This window comes from Nonomuraea sp. NPDC004702, from assembly GCF_053601695.1.
On sequence record NZ_JBSGCE010000105.1, the window covers coordinates 1 to 20,645 of the forward strand.

16 protein-coding genes and 1 pseudogene are annotated in these 20,645 nt (G+C 73.6%); 6 read left to right on the forward strand and 11 right to left on the reverse strand.

Features of this window, described 5'->3' with window-relative positions; all coding sequences use genetic code 11:
• From ACWEJ6_RS50400 to ACWEJ6_RS50415, 4 genes are all read right to left on the reverse strand, one after another.
• Window positions 1-1,987 (reverse strand): glycosyl hydrolase family 8 (locus ACWEJ6_RS50400; RefSeq protein ID WP_452432643.1); only part of this gene is annotated, 1,987 nt, incomplete at its 3' end.
• Between the two features lie 595 nt (window positions 1,988-2,582).
• Complete coding sequence (locus ACWEJ6_RS50405) at window positions 2,583-3,239, reverse strand: DUF305 domain-containing protein (RefSeq protein WP_452432644.1); 657 nt, start codon at window positions 3,237-3,239, stop codon at window positions 2,583-2,585.
• Window positions 3,240-3,324: 85 nt separating this feature from the next.
• Window positions 3,325-3,726: a hypothetical protein gene (locus ACWEJ6_RS50410; protein ID WP_452432645.1), complete on the reverse strand. Its 402-nt coding sequence runs from the start codon at window positions 3,724-3,726 to the stop codon at window positions 3,325-3,327.
• 148 nt (window positions 3,727-3,874) lie between these two features.
• Window positions 3,875-4,333 (reverse strand): hypothetical protein, encoded by a 459-nt coding sequence (locus ACWEJ6_RS50415; RefSeq protein ID WP_452432646.1) that lies wholly within the window; start codon window positions 4,331-4,333, stop codon window positions 3,875-3,877.
• Between the two features lie 89 nt (window positions 4,334-4,422).
• Here ACWEJ6_RS50415 and ACWEJ6_RS50420 point away from each other — a divergent pair, with 89 nt between their 5' ends.
• On the forward strand, window positions 4,423-4,668 hold the full coding sequence (locus ACWEJ6_RS50420) for a hypothetical protein (RefSeq protein ID WP_452432647.1): 246 nt from the start codon (window positions 4,423-4,425) through the stop codon (window positions 4,666-4,668).
• A gap of 48 nt (window positions 4,669-4,716) precedes the next feature.
• Here the strand turns inward: ACWEJ6_RS50420 and ACWEJ6_RS50425 are convergent, their stop codons facing one another.
• The gene (locus tag ACWEJ6_RS50425) at window positions 4,717-10,215 is read right to left on the reverse strand and encodes an ATP-binding protein (protein WP_452432648.1); all 5,499 of its coding nucleotides are present in this window, start codon (window positions 10,213-10,215) and stop codon (window positions 4,717-4,719) included.
• A 347-nt stretch (window positions 10,216-10,562) separates the two neighbouring features.
• Here ACWEJ6_RS50425 and ACWEJ6_RS50430 point away from each other — a divergent pair, with 347 nt between their 5' ends.
• Complete coding sequence (locus tag ACWEJ6_RS50430; RefSeq protein WP_452432649.1) at window positions 10,563-11,393, forward strand: glycerophosphodiester phosphodiesterase family protein; 831 nt, start codon at window positions 10,563-10,565, stop codon at window positions 11,391-11,393.
• A gap of 170 nt (window positions 11,394-11,563) precedes the next feature.
• Here ACWEJ6_RS50430 and ACWEJ6_RS50435 read toward each other — a convergent pair whose 3' ends face one another.
• On the reverse strand, window positions 11,564-11,980 hold the full coding sequence (locus ACWEJ6_RS50435) for a CBS domain-containing protein (protein ID WP_357982139.1): 417 nt from the start codon (window positions 11,978-11,980) through the stop codon (window positions 11,564-11,566).
• 63 nt (window positions 11,981-12,043) lie between these two features.
• Entirely contained in the window at window positions 12,044-13,456 is a 1,413-nt protein-coding gene (locus ACWEJ6_RS50440) for a sensor histidine kinase (RefSeq protein WP_452432651.1), read from the reverse strand.
• Between the two features lie 367 nt (window positions 13,457-13,823).
• Between ACWEJ6_RS50440 and ACWEJ6_RS50445 the strand changes: the two genes are divergently transcribed.
• Genes ACWEJ6_RS50445 through ACWEJ6_RS50455 form a run of 3 tightly spaced genes read left to right on the forward strand, consistent with a single transcriptional unit; the run spans window position 13,824 to window position 16,377 of the window.
• Window positions 13,824-14,801, forward strand: coding sequence for an ABC transporter substrate-binding protein (locus tag ACWEJ6_RS50445; protein WP_452432653.1), 978 nt, complete (start codon window positions 13,824-13,826; stop codon window positions 14,799-14,801).
• Window positions 14,798-15,574 (forward strand): ABC transporter permease, encoded by a 777-nt coding sequence (locus ACWEJ6_RS50450; protein ID WP_352359971.1) that lies wholly within the window; start codon window positions 14,798-14,800, stop codon window positions 15,572-15,574. Before ACWEJ6_RS50445 ends, ACWEJ6_RS50450 begins: the two co-directional genes overlap by 4 nt.
• Window positions 15,571-16,377, forward strand: a complete 807-nt coding sequence (locus ACWEJ6_RS50455) for an ABC transporter permease (RefSeq protein WP_452432655.1) — start codon at window positions 15,571-15,573, stop codon at window positions 16,375-16,377. The genes ACWEJ6_RS50450 and ACWEJ6_RS50455 overlap by 4 nt, the downstream gene beginning before the upstream one ends.
• A 3-nt stretch (window positions 16,378-16,380) precedes the next feature.
• On the opposite strand, the gene ACWEJ6_RS50460 is transcribed toward ACWEJ6_RS50455, so the two are convergent.
• The 3 genes from ACWEJ6_RS50460 to ACWEJ6_RS50470 are packed head-to-tail and all read right to left on the reverse strand — an operon-like array spanning window position 16,381 to window position 19,231.
• Window positions 16,381-17,373, reverse strand: coding sequence for a nitrilase-related carbon-nitrogen hydrolase (locus tag ACWEJ6_RS50460; RefSeq protein ID WP_452432657.1), 993 nt, complete (start codon window positions 17,371-17,373; stop codon window positions 16,381-16,383).
• 1 nt (window position 17,374) lies between these two features.
• Window positions 17,375-17,818, reverse strand: a complete 444-nt coding sequence (locus tag ACWEJ6_RS50465; RefSeq protein WP_364335060.1) for a hypothetical protein — start codon at window positions 17,816-17,818, stop codon at window positions 17,375-17,377.
• 3 nt (window positions 17,819-17,821) lie between these two features.
• Window positions 17,822-19,231 (reverse strand): aldehyde dehydrogenase family protein, encoded by a 1,410-nt coding sequence (locus tag ACWEJ6_RS50470; protein WP_452432658.1) that lies wholly within the window; start codon window positions 19,229-19,231, stop codon window positions 17,822-17,824.
• Between the two features lie 55 nt (window positions 19,232-19,286).
• Between ACWEJ6_RS50470 and ACWEJ6_RS50475 the strand changes: the two genes are divergently transcribed.
• The gene (locus tag ACWEJ6_RS50475; protein ID WP_387673286.1) at window positions 19,287-19,790 is read left to right on the forward strand and encodes a nucleotidyltransferase domain-containing protein; all 504 of its coding nucleotides are present in this window, start codon (window positions 19,287-19,289) and stop codon (window positions 19,788-19,790) included.
• A gap of 31 nt (window positions 19,791-19,821) precedes the next feature.
• Here the strand turns inward: ACWEJ6_RS50475 and ACWEJ6_RS50480 are convergent.
• A pseudogene (locus ACWEJ6_RS50480) lies at window positions 19,822-20,645 on the reverse strand (hypothetical protein); the annotation flags it as partial.

Genomic DNA, 20,645 nt, shown 5'->3' on the forward strand with positions numbered 1-20,645 from the left:
GCCGACCTGGTAGAGCAGCAGGATCGGCGAGGTGGTCGCGTCGTCGGGGCCGCCGTCGGTGAGCAGCTTGTTCTCGTCGAACAGCTGGAGCGTGCGCGTCGATCGGGGTGCCGAGCATCTTGTTCCAGAGCGCGTCGAGCCAGGACTGGCTGCCGGAGTCCGTCATCGCCGCCACCGCGAACGGGGCGAAGAAGGCGGCCTCGCTGCCGCTGGAGATCTGTGTGCCGTTCAGCTTGTAGCCGATGGCGATCTTGCCCGGGTCGCCGCCGGTCTTGCTCCTGATCCAGGAGTTGAGCTTCCTGGCCGAGGCGAGCGACTTGGCGTCGCCGCTGGTCACGGCGTCGTCGGCGATGCGCCACGGGGTGCGGCAGGCGTTCCACCAGTACTGGCCGTCGTTCGGGTCCTCCAGCACCTGGCCGGGGGCCGGCTTGGCGGTGGTGTTGGTGTTGACCACGAAGTCCGGCAGCAGGCCGGTGGCCGAGGCGTAGTTGTTCTGGAGAGTGGTGATCAGGTTCTGGTGGGCGGTCCTGATCGTGTCCCAGGCGCTGTTGCCGGTCGCCTTCCTGAAGGCCCTGAAGTGGTCGACCATCCAGTCGGAGGTGCGGGTGATGTAGTAGTACTGGTCGCCCGAGCTGCTCCAGTCGCCCAGCTTGAGCAGGTTCGTGGACGGGTTGATCTCGTCCTTCTTGATGGCGTTGATGTGCTTGATCGCCAGGTCGAGGTAGTTGTACGTGCCCGCGCTGCCCCACTGCCGGTGGGCCAGGAGCAGGCCGTAGGCGACGTCCATGTCGCCGTCGGTGGCGCCGTCGCTGCCGTCGACGCTCTTGCAGGCGGTGTCCTGCTCGGCGGCCAGCAGGTCGGGGTTGATGGACGACGGGTGGGCGAGCATCCACTTGACCATGCCGTCGAAGATCTTCTTGGCGTCGGGGTCGGCCCCGGCCATGGTCGCGACGATCACCATGCCGTAGCCCTGGGCCTCGGCCACGTACGGGTGGTCGGCGTCCGGGGAGATGACCTCGTACCAGCCGTTCCCGCAGTTCTGCCGGACGAAGGCGGCCTTCCACCGCTTGTAGTAGTCGACCACCCGCGCGTCCAGCGTGGCCTGGTCGCCGGAGGGACGCAGCATGCCCGCCGCGTACGGGATGGTGTGGCTGCCGAAGGGCACCGCGGGGCCGCCCCCGCTGCCGGGCTGGGTGGTCGCCGTGACGGCGCCGCCGGCCGCCGACTGGTTGCCCGCCGCGTCGCGCGCCTTGACCGTGTAGCTGTAGGCGGTGGCGGGGGTCAGGCCGGTGTCGGTGTACGTGGTGCCCGCCACGGTGGTCACCAGGGTCGAGCCCCGGTAGACGAGGTAGCCGGTGACGCCCACGTTGTCGGTGGCTGCGTCCCAGGCCAGGGAGACGCTGGTGGAGGTGGTGCCGGTCGCGCGCAGGTTGCCCGGGACGGAGGGCGGGGTGGTGTCGGTCCCGCCGCCGCCGCCGCTGCCGTAGACCTCCAGCTCGTAGAGCGAGTAGCCGTACGTCGTGCCGCGGGCGGTGCCGTACATGCGCACGTACCGGCCGCTGCCGCTGAGCGTCAGGTCGTCGGTCGCGCCGTTGCCGGAGGTGGTGGAGTAGACGTCGGTCCAGGTGGCGCCGTCCGGCGAGGTCTGGATCTTGTACGACTTGCCGTACGCCGCCTCCCAGGTCAGCTTCACCCTGGAGACGTTGTACGTGTCGCCGAGGTCGACCCTGATCCATTCGGGGTCGTGGCCCTCGACGCTGGCCCAGCGGGTGGAGGCGTTGCCGTCCACCGCCTTGGCCGCCTCGAACCCGCTGCCCTCGACCGAGGAGGCGGTGACCGGTTTGCCGCCCGACAGCAGCGTGTCGGCGCTGGAACCGGCCGCGGCGGTGGCCGGCGGCGCCAGGGGCGCGGCCGCCATCAGGGCCGCGACCAGGGCCGTGACGAGCAGCGACGACCGCCGGGGTCGCCGCTCAGGACGTCTGATCATGCGTTGATCCTTCGGATAGGGGGTGCCATGGGGCCATCCGCAGGTGGACCGTGATCGGTGAGCAGGCGTTAGGAAACTTTCCTAACGCTCATAGCGGACGGTAAACAAGAACACCCTCATCCGCAACCCTTCCCCTCAAACCAACCCAGCCGTTCACCTCCCCGACACGAACACACCACCAAAAAACAGACAAACCCCACACCTGGACGAGACCTGCCTTCAGAAGCCGCGGGGGACGGCGGAGACGGGCCGCCCCGGACGGGCGGCGATCTCGGAGTGGCCGAGCCCTCCCGCCGGCCCCTCGGCGAGACCCTGCCGGGTCAGCCCGCCTCCGGACATCGCCCCCCGCGGCTCCGATGCACGCCTCTGTCGGCCTCCACACCCGAACGGCCGGCGCCCCGGCCGCACCGGAGGCGGCGGGCGGCCCGGTACGACTCCCGACCCGGCCGCACAAGGAGCGGCAGGCGGGCCGGTACGGCTCCCAACCCGGACGCACAAGGAGCGGCGGAAGGGCCGGTACGGTTCGCGCGGCGGCCGTGACCGCCCGGACGCATGCGCCGCCCGGACGGCGCGTGCGTCCGGGCGGCGGGTGGCGTCAGAGGCGTTCGAGGAGCTTGCGGAGCTGGGCCACCTCGGCCTGCTGCGTGCTCTCGATGGCCTTGGCCAGCTCCTTGGCCTGCGGGTTCACCCCGCTCGCCTGCTCGGTACGGGCCATCTCGATCGCCCCCTCGTGATGGGCGATCATCTGCTCGGCGAAGAGCCGGTCGAAGGCGGCCCCCTTGGCCCCGTCGAGCTTCTTCATGTCCTCGGCGGACATGATCCCGGGCATGTCATGCCCCATGCCCCCGGACGGGACGGGCTTGCCCCACTCGGTCAGCCAGCCCTTCATGGTCTGGATCTCCGGGTCCTGGGCGGCCTTGATGTCGGCCGCGAGCTTCTTGATCTCGGGGTCCTTCGCCCGCTGCGGGGCGAGGTCGGCCATCTCGACCGCCTGCTGGTGGTGCGGGATCATCATCTGGGCGAACATGACGTCCGCGTCGTTGAACGACTGCTGCGACGGCTGCGCACCGCCGCTCTCGGTGGCGCTCTCGGTGGCGCTCTCGGTGGCGCTCTCGGTGGCGCTCTCGGTGGCGCCGGCGGTCGTGGCCCCGGGCGCGGCGGCCGTGGAGGCGGTGTCGTTCGCGCCGCACGCGGTGAGCAGGACGAGCGCGCCTGCGGCGGCGGCGAGGCCGATCTTACGGTTGACGGACATGCTGATGTGCTCTCTCGTTCGCTGGAACTGCGGATAGGCCGATGCGCGCGGATCGCCGTCGAGGGCGTCCGGGCGAAGGGCCGGCCTATATGCGCAGGATCGAGAGACGAGCCAGCCGCAGGGACGTCGGTCGCGGCGGCGGCCGTGCGACCGGCCGGAAGGCCGGGCCCGGACCGGCGCCGCCGACGGCCCGCCGCCGCACCCCGACCCACAGGGCCAGCAGCACCACGACGAGCAGCGAGGTCAGGACGGCCAGGCACACCCCGGCCGGATCGAGCCCCGGCATCTCATGGCCGGGCGCGAGCCCCGCCAGTGCGGCGACCGGGGCGACCGGGGCGACGGGCAGCTCGTGAGCGACCGCCAGGCCGTGCCGGGCGTTCGCCATGTCGTGCCGGGCGTTCACATGGCCGAGCGTGTGCATCCCGCACACGCCGAGGGCGAGGACGACGAGCAGGAGTGCACGCGCACCCCGCCGCAGGATCCCCACCGGCCCTCCCCCGTCGCTCCGGCTCTTACGAACGTGCAGGATACGGGAGCCGCCCACCTCCAGCAACCTGAACCCGGTACGGGTATGGGAGACCCAGGGGGCCGAGACCGCCGTTCCCCAAGTGCCAGCGGCGGGAGGCTTCAGCGTGTCAGAAGAACTGGCCGAGGCGGAACGGACGTACCACGAGCGGGACCTCGGACCGGCTGATGACCTTGACCTTCCTGAAGCCGGTCAGCCAGTCGGCGGTCACCTTGACGCATTTCAGGCGCACCTCGTGCTCGCCCGGCGGCGCGTACCGGGAGATGACGACGCCCTTCTTGCCGAACCCCATCCCGCCCAGCCCGATCCCCACCTCGCGGAACATCCGCCACGACCCCTTGACGGGGAACGCCGTGGACCCGACGACGGCGTGGTTGGCCTGGGTGGGGCAGTGGATGAGCAGCCGGATGGCGTCGTTCTGGTGCGGCGCCGCCGGCGAGACCCGGAAGGACGTGAGCTTCTTCCAGGACGTGTCCCCGTCCGGCCCGGTGGCCGCCGCGGCGCCGGCGGCGGGTCCCGCGGCGACGACCGCGACGGCGACCGCTGCCGCACATGTGATCGACCGCATCGTTCCCCTCACGCTGAGTGACCAGATGCTTCCCATTCTGGCCACTTCGCCCCAGCGAGGAAGGACGCCACGCCGCGCAGGCCGACGACATGATCCCGATGGCGTACAACCCCTCCCCCACCTACCTCGGCTCCATGCCCGAGCTGTGGGGCATGGAGCTGGACGCGGCGAACGGGCGGCTCGCCGCGCTGGGGGTCACCGCGCGGGTACAGCGGGTCAACCCCGACGGCGCTGCCGAGACGGGCGAATGGGTGGTGATCGCCCAGGCCCCGTTCCCCGGCGCACTGCTCACGATCACCATGCCCGTGTTCCTGGTCGCCGAGCCGCGCGGGTGAGGCCCGGCGCCCCCGCCCCCGAACCGACGGGCCGGGGGCAGGGCGCGGTCAGGAGCCCTGGTGCAGGCGGGCGATGCCGCGTTCGATGGCCTCGATGATCCGCGGACGCAGCTCGGCGGCGCTGATGATCCCGTCCACCGAGCCCACCTCGACCGCGCGCTGGATGTTGTGCACCCGGTCGAACTCCGCGGCCACCTCGCCCAGCTTCTCCGCCCGTACGGCCGGCTGGACCTCGGCCAGGCGGGCGTTGAGCGCGGCCCGCTCGGCGCCGCTGGCCGCCGCGACCTGCCGCTGCAGCTCGCTCACGCGCGGGTCGGTCGCGGTGCGGTTGTTCACCTCGCCGGAGAAGACCACCGCCGCGGCCGGGGCGCCGCCGAGCACCGAGGCGAACGAGCCCTCCAGCGCCAGCACGGTCATGTTCGGGTTGAGCGCCTTGGAGAACACCACGAACGCGCCGCCGTGGTAGCGGGAGATGACGCAGAACACGATCGGCCCGTCGAAGTTGACGATCGCCCGGCCGATCTCCGCGCCGTACTCCAGCTGGAGCTTGCGCATCGACTCGGGCGAGCCGTCGAAGCCGGACAGGTTCGCCAGCACCACCAGCGGCCGGTTGCCGGAGGCCGCGTTGATCGCCCGCGCGGTCTTCTTCGACGAGCGCGGGAACAACGTGCCGGCCGTGTACGAGTCGGGCCCGTCCGCGGGCGGGAAGCCGCGCCGCGGCACCGGCCGTGACTCGATGCCGATCAGGCAGACCGGCCGGCCGCCGATGTGCACGTCCTGGACGGCCGAGGTGTCGGCGTCGGCCATGCCCGCCCAGCGTTCCAGCACCGGGTGGTCCTGGTCGGACAGGGCCCGCATCACGGTGCGGATGTCGAACGGCTTCTTGCGGTCGGGGTTGTGCTCGGCGGAGAAGATCTGGCCGACGGTGGTGAAGTCGCTGCCCGCCACGGCGTGCGGGTAGTCGCGGACGTCCCGGTCGGCCGGGTCGGCGGTCGGGGCCCGCCGGGGGCCGTTCTCGCCGGGCACGACGTAGGTGTGGTCGTAGTGGGCCATCAGCACGTCGCGGGCGGCCGGCAGGTCGGGCGCCCAGTACTGGGCCTGGCCGTTGGGCCCCATGACGCGGTCGTAGCCGCCGATGCCGAAGTTGTCCTCGGCCGACACGCCGCCGGAGAAGTCGAGGGACTGCTTGCCGGTGAGCACCATCGCCGAGTCGGGGGTCATCACCAGGATGCCCTTGGTGTGCATGAGCATCGTCGCCTCGGCGTTCCAGTACGGCTGCGCCCCCACGGTGATCCCCGCGACCACGATGTTGATCTCGCCGCCGGCCTGGGTGAAGGTGACGATGCGCTTGAGCGCCGCCGCCACCCAGTCCATGTTCTCGGTGCCCGAGGTCATCGAGATCCGGGCGCCGGCCGACAGCGCGAACCACTCCAGGGGCACGCGCATGCGCTCGGCCAGGTCGAGCGCGGCGATCACCCGCGAGCACTCCGGCTCCGACAGCGCGCCCAGCGCCTTGGTCGGGTCGCCGAGCAGCACCACCCGGGTGACGCCTTCGGGGTGGCGGGCGGTCGGCGTGGTGACCACGCCGGCCACGATCGCCGCGGAGTTGTTGCCCTTGGGCCGGTCGACCGGGACGAGCACGCCGTCGGCGTCGAGGTCGTGCTCGACGAAGCGGCCCTGCGGGCCGGCGAGCAGGCCGGTCAGCTCGTAGGGGTAGGCGTTGCCGCGCCGGGCGGCGCGCAGCACCTTCTGGCGGTAGTCGTCGAGCGGCTGGACCGGCTCGTCGGACGGCTTGCCGACGTGCAGGCTGGCGCCGTGGCCGGGGCCGAGGGTGATGCGCACGGCGACCTCGCTCAGCTCGCCCGAGGGGGTGCGCTGGCGGGCCACGAACTGGACCTCCTCCAGCCCGGCGCCCGCCGTGGTCGGCAGGATGCGCTGGACCAGCATGTTGAGCTCGTCGGTGGTCAGCTCGGTCGAGGGCCAGACGTACATCATGATGCGGTTGGTGTCGAAGCGCTTGTTCTGGGGGCGCTGCGCCTGGATGTTGCGGATCGCGTCGAGGCCGGCGTTGAGTGCGTCCTCGACGGCGGGCAGCGCGACCAGGCGGCCGTCGGCCTCGCGCAGCGGCGTCAGGTCGCGGACCTGGCCCATGGCGATGAGCCGCTCGTCGGCCGGGTTGCTCTTGGCGACGGCCTTGAACAGGTAGAGCTCCTCGTCGACCGAGGGCAGCCGGGTGAGGTCGAACTCCTGGAGCCGGTGCAGTTGCAGGCGCTGGGCGATCTGCGGGTGCAGGCCGCGGATCAGGCGGTCCTCGGCGAAGCCCGCGCCGTCGGGGCGGAAGGTGAAGTGGTGGTGCATGACCGCGCCGCTGGTGCCCAGGACGGTGGTGGTGATCCGCCGTACGCCCGCGATCTGCGGGCGCCCGGCCAGGACCTGCCCGAGCCGTACGGCCATCTCCTCGGCGTCGGGCTGGTCGTCCCAGGTGAGGTAGAGGTCGGCGACGAGCCCGCGCCCGCCCACCCCCTCGGCCAGCGCGCCGACGGCGTCGATGGCGGCGGGCAGGGCGGCGATGTCGACGGCGGTGGTGACCAGGCGGGTCACGCCGCGCGGGCCGGAGTGCTCGGCGGTGACGAACCGGCAGCCCGCCCTGTCGAGGGTGGCGACCTGCGACAGCCCGCGGTTGCCGTAGTAGCGGCGGGTCAGGACCTCCAGCAGCGGCGCGAGGTCGCGTTCCGGCCGGCCGATGCGCTGGCCGAGCAGCCGGACGAGCGGCTCGGAGCTGGCCACCATGGCCTGGATGCGCTCGGCGCGGTCCGGCGCGTCGGGGTCGCGGTCGAGGTGGCGCAGCTCGTCGCGGACGGCGGCGTAGACCTTGGCGCGGTTGCGGCGCAGCAGCGGCTGGGCGAACCAGCGGAACACGACGCCGCGGGCCAGGTCGGCGACCACGGGGAAACGCACCTGCGTGGCCTCGACCAGGTGCTCCAGAGCGAGCCCGGCCCGCTCGCCGAGCGGCTCGCGCGGCGGCGCCCCGGCCAGCCAGGCGCGCAGCAGCTCCGACACGACGGCGACGCCGGCGGTCATCCGCTGCTGGGCAAGGAAGATCCGGAAGACCGCGGCCTCCAGCTCCGGGGTGCGGTCGAGCTCCTCGACGCCGTAGTGCCTGAGCATGCGCCGCAGCTTGGCCTGGAACGCCTCCGGCAGGCCGGCGCGCTCGACGTCGAGGCTCTGCAGGTAGCTGTGGAAGTACTCGCGCGGGCTGTGCACCGGGCTGCCCGGCTCGACGTCGAGCTCGCCGCCCGGCTTGTTGCGGCTCAGCTCGGACAGGTCGGCGAAGACGGTGAGCAGGTCGAGCTCGCCCTCGATCACGCGGTCGTCCAGCTCGGCCCGCGCGGCCAGGTAGCCCGACAACATGCGGGTGCGCTCGTGGCGGTCGGCGTCGAAGCCGAGCAGCAGCTCGCGCAGGTCCTGGACGCCGCGCTCGGCCTGTTCGGCGGCGGAGGCCCGCGGCGGGGCGGCGGGCAGGTCGATCTCGGCGGCGCCCGTCGTGGCGGCGGCCTGCTCGTCCTCGGCGCCGGCGAGGGGTTCCAGGCGCATCAGCGGCGCGCCGGCCTCGACCTGGCTGCCGACCGAGACGCCGCACTCGCGGACGCGGGCGCGGAACGGCGCGCGCAGCACCGTCTCCATCTTCATGCTCTCCAGCACCAGGATCGGCGCGCCCGCCTCGACCTCGTCGCCGGCCGACAGGGGCGTCGCCACCACCAGCGCGGGGGCGGGCGAGCGGACGACGCCGCCCTCGTCACGGCTGATGCGGTGGGTGACGCCGTCGACCTCGACCAGGTGGATCGGGCCGTGGGTGGCCGACATCAGGCGGAAGCGGCGGCCGTTGACGGTGATGCGGCCGGCGTGCTCGTCGAAGCGGTCGATCTCGACGTCGAGCGGGTGGGAGCGGTCGCCGTCGGAGATGCCGACGCGGAAGCGCCGCTGCCCGGCCCTGGCCACCGTGAGCCGGTAGCCGGCGCCGCGGAGCTTGAGGGTCAGCGGGCGGCCGGTCTCGTGCTGCACCTGCGGGCGCCCGCCGTGGGCGGTGGCCAGCAGCCGGTTGCGGCTGACCTCCTCCTCGTCCTGGTACGCCTCGATCGCGGCGGCGGCCAGGGCGACCGCGGAGTGGCGGTGGCTGACCAGGCGGCCCTCGGCGCGTACGCGGTCGATCCAGCCGGTGTCGGCGACGGCGTCGATCACCTCGGGCTGGTCGAGCAGGTCGAGCACGAAGCTCTTGTTGGTGGCGCCGCCCTCGATGATCACGGTGGTGGCGGCCATCGCGCGGCGCAGGCGGGCCAGGGCCTGCTCGCGGTCGCGGCCGTAGGCGATGATCTTGGCGATCATGGAGTCGAAGTCGGCGGGGATGGTGTCGCCCTCGCTGACGCCGGTGTCGACGCGGATGCCGGGCCCGGCGGGCAGCACCAGGCGGGCGATCCGGCCCGGCGCGGGGGCGAAGTCGCGGTCGGGGTCCTCGGCGTTGAGCCGGGCCTCCACGGCGTGGCCGCTCTCGGCCGGCCGGGGGCCGTCCAGGCGACCGCCGGCGGCGACGTGCAGTTGCAGCCGGACCAGGTCGGTGCCGGTGGTCAGCTCGGTGATCGGGTGCTCGACCTGGAGCCGGGTGTTGACCTCCAGGAAGGCGAACATCTTGTCGCCCGGGTGGTAGAGGAACTCGACGGTGCAGGCGCCGCGGTAGCCGACGGCCACGGCGAGCCGCGCGGCCGACGCCTTCAGCTCGTCGGCCTGGTCTCCGGTCAGGACCGGGGAGGCGGACTCCTCGATGATCTTCTGGTTGCGCCGCTGCACCGAGCAGTCGCGCACGCCCAGCGCCCACGCGGTGCCCTGGCCGTCGGCGATGACCTGCACCTCGACGTGGCGGGCGCCGGTGACCAGGCGCTCCAGGAAGACCACGCCCGAGCCGAACGCGCGCTCGGCCTCCTGGCTGGTGCGCTCGTAGGCGTCGGCCAGCTCGTCGGCCGAGGCGACCATGCGGATGCCGCGCCCGCCGCCGCCCGCGGTCGCCTTGAGCATCAGGGGGTAGCCGATCTCGTCGCCGGCGCGCAGAGCGTCGGCGAGCGTGGCCACCTCGCCGCGGCTCCACGGCGCGACGGGGACGCCGACCTCCTCGGCGATGAGCTTGGCGCCGATCTTGTCGCCGAGCCGGCGCATCGCCTCCGCGCTCGGCCCGACGAAGGTGACGCCGATCTTCTCGCACAGCTCGGCGAAGGCCGGGTCCTCGGCGACGAAGCCCCAGCCGACCCACGCGGCGTCGGCCCCGGTCTCGATCAGCGCCCGCTCCAGCACGGCGTGGTCGAGGTACGGGCGCGCGGAGGCGGGCCCCAGCGGGTAGGCGACGTCCGCCTCGCGGACGAAGGTCGCGTCGCGGTCGGCGTCGGTGTAGAGCGCGATCGTCTCGATCCGCTTGCCGGTCTCCGCCGAAAGATCCCGGACGGCGTGGATGAGCCGCATCGCGGCCTCTCCGCGGTTGACGATGGCGACACGATTGAACACCGGTTGAGCCTCCCACGTACCCCGTACAAGTAGGCGAAGTCCGGGGTCGTCCCGGAGCCTCGCCTGTCACTGTCTCTACCGTGCTCGATCACCGCCGCGTGCACCAATGTCCGCATAGTGCACGCCGGGGCTCCTGCTTTGTGTAGATCCCACAAAAACAGGCCCCGCCACAGGGTTCGAGCGCCGGTTCCCGTGGCAGCCTGCCACAAGCCGTCACGGTACCGACGACTGTACCGGCGACCCGGGTCACGCCTGCGCAGCCCTCGCCCGCCGAGCCGCCGGCCCAGGACGGAACGTCCATGTATGTGGCAGAGTGCGGGCAACTACAAGATCGAAAGGTGCGTGCCTTGGCCGTCCCCCTCGCCGCCTCTCTCGCCGCCCTGACGCTGGCCTCCTCGCTCACCTCGCCGTCCGCGGCCCAGCCCGCCGCCCAGCCCGCCGCCCAGGCCGCCGCGCTGCCCGCCTGCCCCCTGATCTTCGGGCACGGCGGCTACCCGACCGGCGCCAACGCCTGGGAACGGGACCAGGTGCGCCAGCCCAACAACCCCACCGCCGTGAAGCGTTACAAGGGCTGGGGCGCCTCCGGCGTCGAGGCCGACCTCCAGCTCACCAAGGACGGCACCAAGGCCGTCATGTGGCACAACACCTCGACCTGGGGCCTGTCGGGCACGAAGAAGAACATCACCGAGATCTGGTGGGCGGCGGGCGACACCGCGCTCAAGGGCCGGACCATCGTGCGCGGCCTGTTCAAGGGCGAGACCGTCTACACCTTCCGCGAGTGGCTGGCCGCGATGAGGTCGGCCGGCATGATCGGGCTGGTCGAGATCAAGCCCGAGGCCCGCCAGTCGCTGCTCAGCTCGAACGCCACGATCAAGGCGCAGGCGTGGAACGAGGTGCTCGGGCCGGTCAAGGAGAACCACCAGTCGCAGGAGATCATCCTGTACTCCCACGACAGCGCGATCGCCGCCGAGCTCAGGAGCCGCGTGACCGCCGCGGGCCTGAGCCAGGTGCTGACCGGCGGCCCGATCTGGCCGGAGGTGACCAAGTGGGAGGAGCCGCCGCCCTCCTGGACCCTGAACGAGAACGCGTGGAAGTCGGCGCTGGCGAGCGGGGCCAAGCGGGTGGCCACCGACTACACGCCGGAGTTCAGCGCGTGGCTGAAGGGCAAGTGCCAGTGACCGCGTCCTGAGGACGCGGGCGAGGTTCGGGCCGGGCGGCGGCGCGCCCCCGAGGGACGCGTCCGCCGCCCACGCCGCCCCGGGCGCTCCGTGGCGCCGGGTCAGTCCGTGCAGCCGGCCAGGCCGTGCAGCCGGTCAGGCCGTGGTGCCGGGTCAGGCCGTGGTGCCGGTCAGTCCGTGGTGAGGGCGTCGAGCAGGTCGCCCACCTTGGCGTCGGGCACCGACCTGGCGACTTCGGCGAGCGCGACGATCCCGACGAGCCGGTGCCCGTCGATGACCGGCAGGCGCCGCACGCGGTGGCCGGCCATGGTGCGCAGGATCTCGCGGGCGTCGTCGTCGGCGCCGATGGTGACGGCCTCGCCCTGGGCCAGCTCGCCCGCCCGGCACTGAGCCGGGTCCTTGCCCGCGGCCAGCACCTTCACCACGATGTCGCGGTCGGTGAGCATGCCCTTCAGCCGGTCGTCGGAGCCGCAGATGGGCAGCGACCCGACGTCCATGCGGGCCATCTTCTCGGCGGCCACCAGCACGGACTCCTCGGCGCTCACGCACTCCGCGTGCGGGGTCATGATCTCTCGTGCGGTCGGCACGATGTTCCTCCTCGTCTCGGGGTCCCGCCCGACTGCCCGCCGCCCGGCGGCCGAAACCGGTCGCTAGCGCGGCTGGGCGTCCGGGCCGGGGGCGGGGAGCGGGAGGCGCAGGGCGAAGCAGGGGCCGTCCGGGGTGTCCTCGATCTCCAGGTCGCCCTGGTGGGCGCGGGCGATGGCGCGGGAGATGGCCAGGCCGAGCCCGCTGCCCCCGGGGTCGCGCCGGCGTCCCTCCGACAGGCGGACGAAGGGGTCGAACACCCGCTCGCGGTCGTCGGGCGCGACGCCCGCGCCGTCGTCGCGGACCGTGACCACCGCCTGGCCGTCTCTGCGCTCCACCCGGACCTCGACCACCGTGCGGGTGTGCCGCTGGGCGTTGACCAGCAGGTTCGTCAGCACCTCGCCGAGCTGGACGCGGTTGCCGAGCACCTGGAGGTCCTCCTCGACGTGCACGCGGATCAGCAGCCCCGCCCGCCGGCTCGCGACCTCCTCGCGGACCAGCTCGCCGAGCCGCACCGGCTCCCGGTCGTGCGGGGAGGCCGTGCGGACGCGGGCCAGCAGCAACATCTCCTCGATGATCGCCTGGAACCGGTCGGCGGTGGACAGGGCGTCGCTCAGGGCGGCGCGGGGGTCCACGTCGGGATAGGTCAGCGCCTCCTCCAGCCGGGCGCGCAGGCCGGTCAGCGGCGTGCGCAGCTCGTGGGAGACCATGGAGGAGAAGTTGCGCTGTTGCTCGACCGCCTCCTCCAGGCGGGCCAGCGTCCTGTTGGCGGTGCGCGCGAGCTCGGCGACCGCGTCGCCGCCGGGCGGCTCGGGCACCCGCTTGCTCAGGTCGGTGACGGTGATCTCGGCCATCCTGGCCCGCATCGCCTCGACCGGCCGCAGCGTGCGCCCGATGAGGAACGCGGCGATCCAGGTCAGCAACGCGCTGACGGCCAGGCCCCCGGCGACGATGATCAGCTCCAGGCGGTGGGTGGACAGCAGCGGCGGCTCCACCCGGGCGGCGTAGACGACGTGGGACGCGCCGTGCCACAGCAGCCGCTCCTCCTGCGGCGAGGGCCGGGTGGCGGTGAACATCAGGCACTCGTCCCCCCGGCAGGCCACGCCGTGCCGGATGCGGTCGTCGGAGGGCGGCCAGAGCGTGCTGACGGGCGGCCTGCCCCGCGCGGCGCGGTTGGCCGCGACCACGTGCCCGCGGGCGTCCACGAGCTGGATGAGGTCGACGTACGAGGTGGTGACCGGGGGCGGGAAGGTGGTGCCCATCGAGCCGATCCACTCGGTGGTGGCCCGCTGGGTGTCGGCGAAGACGTCCTGCCGCATCCTGTCGCGGATCAGCAGGTCGAGGGCGACGCCGATCGCCGCGCAGACGATGAGCGACAACACGGCGGTCGCCAGGATGAGACGCGCCTGGACCGAGAGCCGAAGCGGCCGCAGGGCCCCCACCCCCTCACCGGTCTCGCCGGGACTCCTGCCGCCCACATGCTCTCAACCCGGCTCTCATGGCACGCCCAAGGAGCGGCAATGACCGCGTCGGCGGCGATACGCAGTTCAGCAATTGCTCCCACAATGGCCAGGGATATACGCGAATAACCGATTTACCGCGACTTATACCGACCGTCAGGGCCGTCAATACAAATGCCCGGTTTGTTTCATGGCGGTGGCCGCGACTCCTGCTGTACGATCCCCATTCGTGGCAGCGGGGCTTTCCGGTGGCGCCGAACGGTTCGGGGGTTCGGGCGATTCGGGCCCGCGTCCGGCCGTGCGCGCGCCGCGATTCTCCCCTTGCCCGGCCAGGAATCGCGTCGCCCGGCCAAGGAATCGCGCCGGCCAGTCAGGAGAGAGCATCGTGAAGATCGCACACGCCGCCGCCGCGCTGGCCCTCGTCGCCGGCCTCGCGGCCTGCGGCGGCGGCGCGGCCCCCACCCCCACCAGCGGCTCCGGAGGCTCCGGCGAGCTGGAGAAGACACAGCTCCTCGTCGGCGTGGTGCCGGTGCCGTCGGCGGCACCGCTGTTCATCGCCGAGAAACGCGGTTTCTTCAAGGCCGAGGGCCTGACGGTCAAGACCGAGATCATCCAGGCCCCTCAGGCGGTCATGCCGAAAATACTCAACGGCAGCATGGACGCGTTCCTGACCTCCTACGTCTCGCTGCTGTCCATCAACGATTCCGGCGCGGCCAAGCTCAAACTGTTCCAGCACAGCCAGGAGTCGGCCCCCGGAATCGCGGGCGTCGTCGTGCCCAAGGGGTCGCCGGTCAAGTCCGCCACCGACCTCAAGGGCAAGACGGTCGCGGTCAACGTGCTCAAGGCGCTCGGCCAGACGGTCACCAACGCCCACCTCCAGCAGGCCGGGCTCGCCCCCGACGCCGTCAAGTACGTGGCGATGCCGTTCAACGAGCAGCTCGGCGCGCTGGCCTCGGGCAAGGTCGACGCCGCCTGGCTGGTCGAGCCGTTCCTGACCGCCGCCAAGAAGGCGGGCGGCACCGAGGTGATCGACACCATGTCGGGCCCGACCGCGGGCATCCCGATCGACGGCTGGGGCGTGTCCGAGTCCTGGCTGGCCGCCAACCCCCGCACCGCCGCCGCCTTCCACCGCGCCCTGGCCAAGGCCCAGGCCGTCGCCGCCGCCGACCGCAAGGCGATCGACGAGGTCATCCCGACGTACACGCAGATCGACGCGGCGAGCGCGGCGGCCATGAAGCTCGGCGTCTTCTCGATGGAGCCGCCCCGGGACGGCTTCCAGAAGCTGGCCGACCTGCTCGTCGGCTACGGCTACCTGAAGAGCAGGCCCGACGTCGGCACGCAGATCGCGACCGGCCTGGAATGATCACGCGGGGCGGGCGGCTGGTCCTCGGGGCTGCGGGGGTCGCCGGGGCGCTGGTCCTGACCGAGGCCGCGGGCCGGGCCGGGCTGATCGACCCCGGGGTGCTGCCGTACGCCTCCGACGTCCTGGCCGCCGCGGCCGGGCTGGCGGCCGACGGCGCCTTCCACGCGCAGGTGCTGGCCACGCTGGGCGCCTGCGCGGCCGGCCTGCTGATCGCGATCGCGGTGGCGGTGCCGGCCGGGCTGCTGCTCGGCACGGTGCCGGTGGTGGAGCGCTCGGCGCGGCCGCTGGTGGAGTTCCTGCGGCCGATCCCGTCGGTGTCGCTGATCCCGCTGGCCATGTTCCTGTTCCCGGACAGCGCCGACGCCAAGACCTCGCTGATCGTCTACACCTGCTGCTGGCCGCTGCTCGTCAACACCATGTACGGCCTGTCCGACGTCGACCCGCAGGCCAAGGAGACGCTGCGCAGCTTCGGCTTCGGCCCGCTGGCGGTCGTGCTGCGGGTCTCGCTGCCGAGCGCCGCGCCGTTCGTCGCGACCGGCGTGCGCATCTCCGTCGGGGTCACCCTCATCGTCGCCGTCAGCGTGGAGCTCATCGCGGGCGGCGACGGCATCGGCACGTTCCTGCTCCAGGCCGGCAGCGCCAACCACGTCGACCGGGTGCTGGCCGGCACGCTGTGGGCGGGCCTGCTCGGGCTGGCGGCCAACCTGCTGGTCACCACGGCCGAGCGGCGGCTGTTCCGCTGGCACCACGCCCGCGCGCAGGTCGCGGCGTGACCCGGCCGGGGCCGGGCGGGGCCGCGACGACCGTCTGGCGGTGGGCGCGCCGCCACTGGCTGCTGCCCGTGGTGGCCGTGTCGTGGGAGCTGGTCGCCCGGCGGGCGGCGGCCGTCTACTTCCCGCCGCCCAGCACGATCCTGGCGCGGCTGCGCGAGATGTGGTTCTCCGGCTCGCCGGGCCGGCTGTTCCTGACCGACGAGGCGGTCGCCGACCTGCTGCCCAGCCTCGGGCGGCTGGTGGCGGGCTGGGCGCTGGCCGCGCTGGCGGGGGTGGCGCTGGGCCTGGCCCTGGGCCGCCTGGAGTGGCTGGCGGCGCTGGCCGAGCCGCTGCTGCACCTCGGCCGCTCGGTGCCGCCCGCGGCGCTGCTGCCGGTGTTCCTGCTGCTGTTCAAGATCGGCACCCCGATGCAGCTCGCCTCGATCGTGTACGGGGTCGTGTGGCCCGTGCTGATCAACTCGATGGACGGCGGCCGCCACGTCGACCGCGGCTACCTCGACACCGGCCGGGTCTTCCGCCTGTCGGCGGCCACCCGGCTGTTCCACGTCGTCCTGCCCGCGGCCGCGCCGAAGATCCTGGCCGGGCTGCGGCTCAGCGTGTCGCTGGCGCTGATCATGATGGTGATCTCCGAGCTGTACGGCAGCAGCGAGGGCATCGGCCACCGTCTGCTGGAGGCGCAGAGCCAGTTCGACATCCCGGCCATGTGGGCCGGGATCGTGCTGCTGGGCGTGCTCGGCGTGGCGCTCAACTCGATCTTCCTGGCGGCCGAGCGCAGGCTGCTGCGCCGCTACGCCCGCGCCTGACGCTCAGCCCCGGCCGTGCAGGCGTTCGATGATCTCGCGCTGCCGGGCGACGTGGAAGCCGCGGTCCGGGGCGGCGTCCAGGTCGGCGGGCCGTTCGACGTCGTGCGCGGCGTACTCGCGCGCCCACAGCCCGGTCTTGACCCGGCTGGGCAGGTTCGCCAGGCCGGGCCGGCGGCGGGCGCGGCGCAGCGCGGCCAGGTCCAGCTCGGCGGCGGCGACCAGCGTCTCCCCCGGCCCGGCCTGGGCCAGCGCGCGGCCCTCGTGGTCGATCACCTCCGAGCCCCCGTTGACCGAGTCGCCCGGGATCGCGATGCCGGACAGCCCGGCGGTGTTGGCCGAGACGACGAAGGCCAGGTTCTCCAGCGCGCGGGCGCGGCGGGCGACGGCCTTGGGGGTCAGGGCGGGCGAGTACGCCTCGGAGGTCGGGTTGCAGAACACCTCCGCGCCGCGCAGCGCCAGCGCCCTGGCCAGCTCGGGCACCAGGATCTCCTCCGAGGCGAGCGCGGCCAGGTTGCCGATCTCGGTGCGCGCGACCGGCAGCACGCCGTCGGGGCCGTACCGGTCGAGGTAGCGTTCCCACACGTCGTACGGCGTGGGCGTGAACAGCGAGTGCAGCCGCCGGTAGCGCAGCACCGCCTCCCCCGCCGGGGAGAGGATCACGCACGCCTGGAAGTACAGGCCGGGGAAGTGCTCGTCGCGCTCGTAGGCGTTGACGCACAGGAACACGTCCTCGTCGGCGGCGATCGCGGCCAGCGCCCGGTACTCGGGCCCGTCCACGTCGAGGGCGGCCTTCTCGCGCCACTCGGCCGGGCCCTGCCCGGCGGGGAAGCCGGTCAGGACGTACTCCGGCAGCACCACCAGCCGCAGGGCGGGGCCGAGCCACGCCTTGCTGCCGCCGACGCGCTCCGCCACGCGCCCGACGGCGGCGGCCAGGTCGGCGCGGTCGGTGACGGCCCTCGCCGCGACCTGGAGCGCCAGGGCGGTGTAGGCGGTCATGTCAGGCGGTCCTGCGCTCGTCGATCAGCGTGCGCCGCACGCACTCGCCGTTCCTGATCCACTGCCAGGTGCGGCTGCGGGAGTCGCCGTCCGGGCTCAGCACGATCAGCTCGAACAGCCGCAGGTCGTCGCCTTCGGCCTTGAAGCGCCAGGTCAGGTAGATGGTGCTGTCGTCGAGCTCCCAGAACTGGCCGGTCAGCCGGTCGGTGTCGAACGCGCACCGGCCGCCGCCCAGGTACGTGCCGGGGAACTCGTGCACCTCGGTGCGGCCGTCGTCCCAGCGGTAGCGGTTGGTCTGGTGGTAGCCGGTGTCGTCGACGATCGCGCAGGTCATCTCGACGTGGTGGCGGTCGATCACGGCGCCGTCCTTGTCGACGTGCACGTACTCGCCGGCCCACTCGCCCTCGTGGCGGGCCAGCAGCGGCATCTCGGCACGCAGTCCCATGCTCTATCCCTCCCTGGGGTGCCACCACGGGTCGGCGGCCCCGGACCGGTTGATCAGGTACGCCCTGCGGCGCAGGAACCGGCCGATCGAGGCGGCGCCCATGCGCGAGCCGCCGAGCCCCGACAGGCCGAAGGAGTTCTTCTCGCCCTCGTGGACGAGCGCGGTCAGCGCGGCGTCGTTGACGCTGACCGCGCCGGCGTTCAGCCGGGCCGCGACGGCCAGCGCCTCCTTCTCGGTGGCGGCGAACACGGCGGCCGACAGCCCGTACGCGCTGTCGTTGGCCAGCTCCACCGCCTCCTCCGCCCCGGACACGGCCATGACCGGCAGCACCGGCCCGAACGTCTCCTCCGTCATGACCAGCATGTCGTGCCGCACCCGCGACAGCACGGTGGGACGGCACCACAACCCGCCGCCGTGCCGCTCGATCGCGCCGCCCGTGTGGGTCAGCGCGCCCTTGGCGGCGGCGTCGGCCAGGTGAGTCGCGATCACGCCGGCCTGCGCGGGGTCGATGATCGGCCCGACGGGGCCGCCCTCGCAGGTCAGCCGGGTCCGCGCGGCCCCGTCGGCGAGCAGGCCGAGGAACGTGTCGTACGCGCCGCGCTCGACGTAGACGCGTTCGACGGACTGGCAGGACTGCCCGGCGTTGGCCGTGCCGCCCCACAGGACGGCCTCGGCCGCCCGTTCCAGGTCGGCGCCCGCCAGCACGATCGCCGGATCCTTGCCGCCCAGCTCCAGGTGGGCGGGGACGAACGCGCGCGCCGCGGCCTCGGCCACCCGGCGGCCGGTCGGCACGCTGCCGGTGAACACGACGGTGTCCACCAGGCCGACGAGCCGTTCGCCGGTCTCGGCGGCCCCCTCGACCAGCCGCAGCGGCAGCTCGGCGGGGACCAGCCGCATCAGCGGCTCGATGAAGCGCGGCGTCACCTCGCTCGGCTTGACCAGCACCGCGCAGCCGGCCGCCAGCGCGGGCACCGCGTCGATCAGGGCGAGCAGCAGCGGGAAGTTCCAGGGGCTGATCACCCCGGCCAGCTCGTACGGCACCGCGTCGCCGCCCACCGCGATCCCCGGCAGCGCGGCCGGCCGTTCGGGCGGAGGCGCGAGCAGGGCGGGGGCCTGGCGCGCCCAGCGTTCGGCGAGCCCGGCGGTGAGCTGCCGTTCCAGCCTGGACTCGGCCTCCCGGCCCGTGTCGGCCATCAGCGCGGCCAGCAGCTCGTCGTCGGCCGCCAGGGCCCGGCCGAACGCGGCCAGCACCTCGCCCCGGTCGGCGGCCCGGTCGGGGGCCCGCCAGGCGGGGGCCATCGCGCGCAGCCCGGCCGCGATCTCCGCCAGCCGATCGGGGCCGACGGGCGCGAGCGGCCGCTCGGCGCGCCCGGTGAGCGGGTTCCTGACGACGTGCCCGGTCGAAGGCGTCACGAGGCCCATTCTGAACACGTTGACCGTCGCGGTGTCCAGCCGTACGCTACCCCGAATGATCTTCGATGCCGGGGAGCTGCTGCGGGTACGCGCGGCGCTGCGCGCGGCCGGCTGCGCGGTGTGGATCGCCGGCGGCTGGGGCGTCGACGCCCTCGTCGGCCGGGCCACCCGCGACCACCACGACCTCGACCTGCTGCACCGGGCCGAGCAGGAGCCGCGCGTGATCGGGGCGCTGGAGGCGCTCGGCTACACCGAGCGGGACGGCGCGGTGCCCGGCCGTCCGGCCCGTTTCGTCATGGCCGACGACCTCGGCCGCGAGCTCGACCTGCATCCGCTCCGCTTCGCCGCGGACGGCTCGGCCGTGCAGGACCTCGACGACCGGGGCGGCGCGCTCTTCTACCCGGCGGCCGCCTTCACCTCGGGCACCGTCGCCGGGCGGCGCGTGCCGTGCCTGTCGGCGGCCCAGCAGCTCGCCTTCCACCAGGGGTACGAGCCGAGGGAACGCGACCTGCACGACCTGGCGCTTCTGCGGTCGCTGCCCGAGGCCACCGGCGGCTGAGCCGGTCAGCCGGGCAGGTCAACCGGGCCGGTCAGCCCTGGAGCAGCGCCGCGATCGTGGCCAGCAGCGCGATCGGCCCCATGACGGCCACCGTCACCACGGTCGCGCTGCGGCCGGGCAGCAGGCGGGCCAGCACGCGCGCGGCCCTGCGTCGCGCGGGCCCCGCGCCGGGCAGCACGAACAGCCCCAGCGTGAACGCGCCGGCGGCCAGGGCCTCGGCGTGGCTGGTGCTCGATCCGGCCGCCTCCAGCAGGCCGGCCACGCCCAGGCCGCAGGCCAGCGACAGGAGCAGGTTGCCCATGGCCACGAGCGCGGCGCGGGCCGGCGTCGGCCGCTCCTCGGACAGGAAGTGGTCGGCGACGCGCAGCGCCAGCGAGAGCGCCACCGCCAGCAGGCCGCCGACGACCGGCGTGACGACGGTCGTGGCCGACAGCGTCACCAGCGCCAGCACGCCGACGAACGCGCTGCTGGTCACGAACCGCCGCAGGTCGAACGGCTCGGCGGGGGCGGCGGGCGCCGGGGCGGGCCGCGGGCGTTCCCACTGCCGGTCCGCGTGGACGGTGGGGGCGGGCGGCGCCGGCTGCTCGTGGTGGCCCCGCGGCGCGTACTCCACCGGCGGCAGCAGGGCGGAGACGGCGTCCATGGTGAGCGTGCTGGCGCCGGGCCGTTCGGGCGGGAGCGGACGCCCGCCGGGGTCGAGCGCCCCGGCCTGCCGCAGCAGCTCCCGGGCGACGGGCCGGGCCGCCGGATCGACGCGCAGCGCGCCGGCCAGCCAGCCGCGCAGACCACCCCCTGACCGACCGCTCTCCGCCTCCCCGCCCTCCGCCCGAGCCGGAGGCGGGTTCCTACTACGGC

Coding starts and splice junctions, on each gene's coding strand:
- ACWEJ6_RS50405 (WP_452432644.1), bottom strand. CDS start 3,239: ATGTCCGTCAACCGTAAGATCGGCCTCGCCGCCGCCGCAGGCGCGCTC.
- ACWEJ6_RS50420 (WP_452432647.1), top strand. CDS start 4,423: ATGATCCCGATGGCGTACAACCCCTCCCCCACCTACCTCGGCTCCATG.
- ACWEJ6_RS50450 (WP_352359971.1), top strand. CDS start 14,798: ATGATCACGCGGGGCGGGCGGCTGGTCCTCGGGGCTGCGGGGGTCGCC.
- ACWEJ6_RS50415 (WP_452432646.1), bottom strand. CDS start 4,333: ATGCGGTCGATCACATGTGCGGCAGCGGTCGCCGTCGCGGTCGTCGCC.
- ACWEJ6_RS50460 (WP_452432657.1), bottom strand. CDS start 17,373: ATGACCGCCTACACCGCCCTGGCGCTCCAGGTCGCGGCGAGGGCCGTC.
- ACWEJ6_RS50475 (WP_387673286.1), top strand. CDS start 19,287: ATGATCTTCGATGCCGGGGAGCTGCTGCGGGTACGCGCGGCGCTGCGC.
- ACWEJ6_RS50465 (WP_364335060.1), bottom strand. CDS start 17,818: ATGGGACTGCGTGCCGAGATGCCGCTGCTGGCCCGCCACGAGGGCGAG.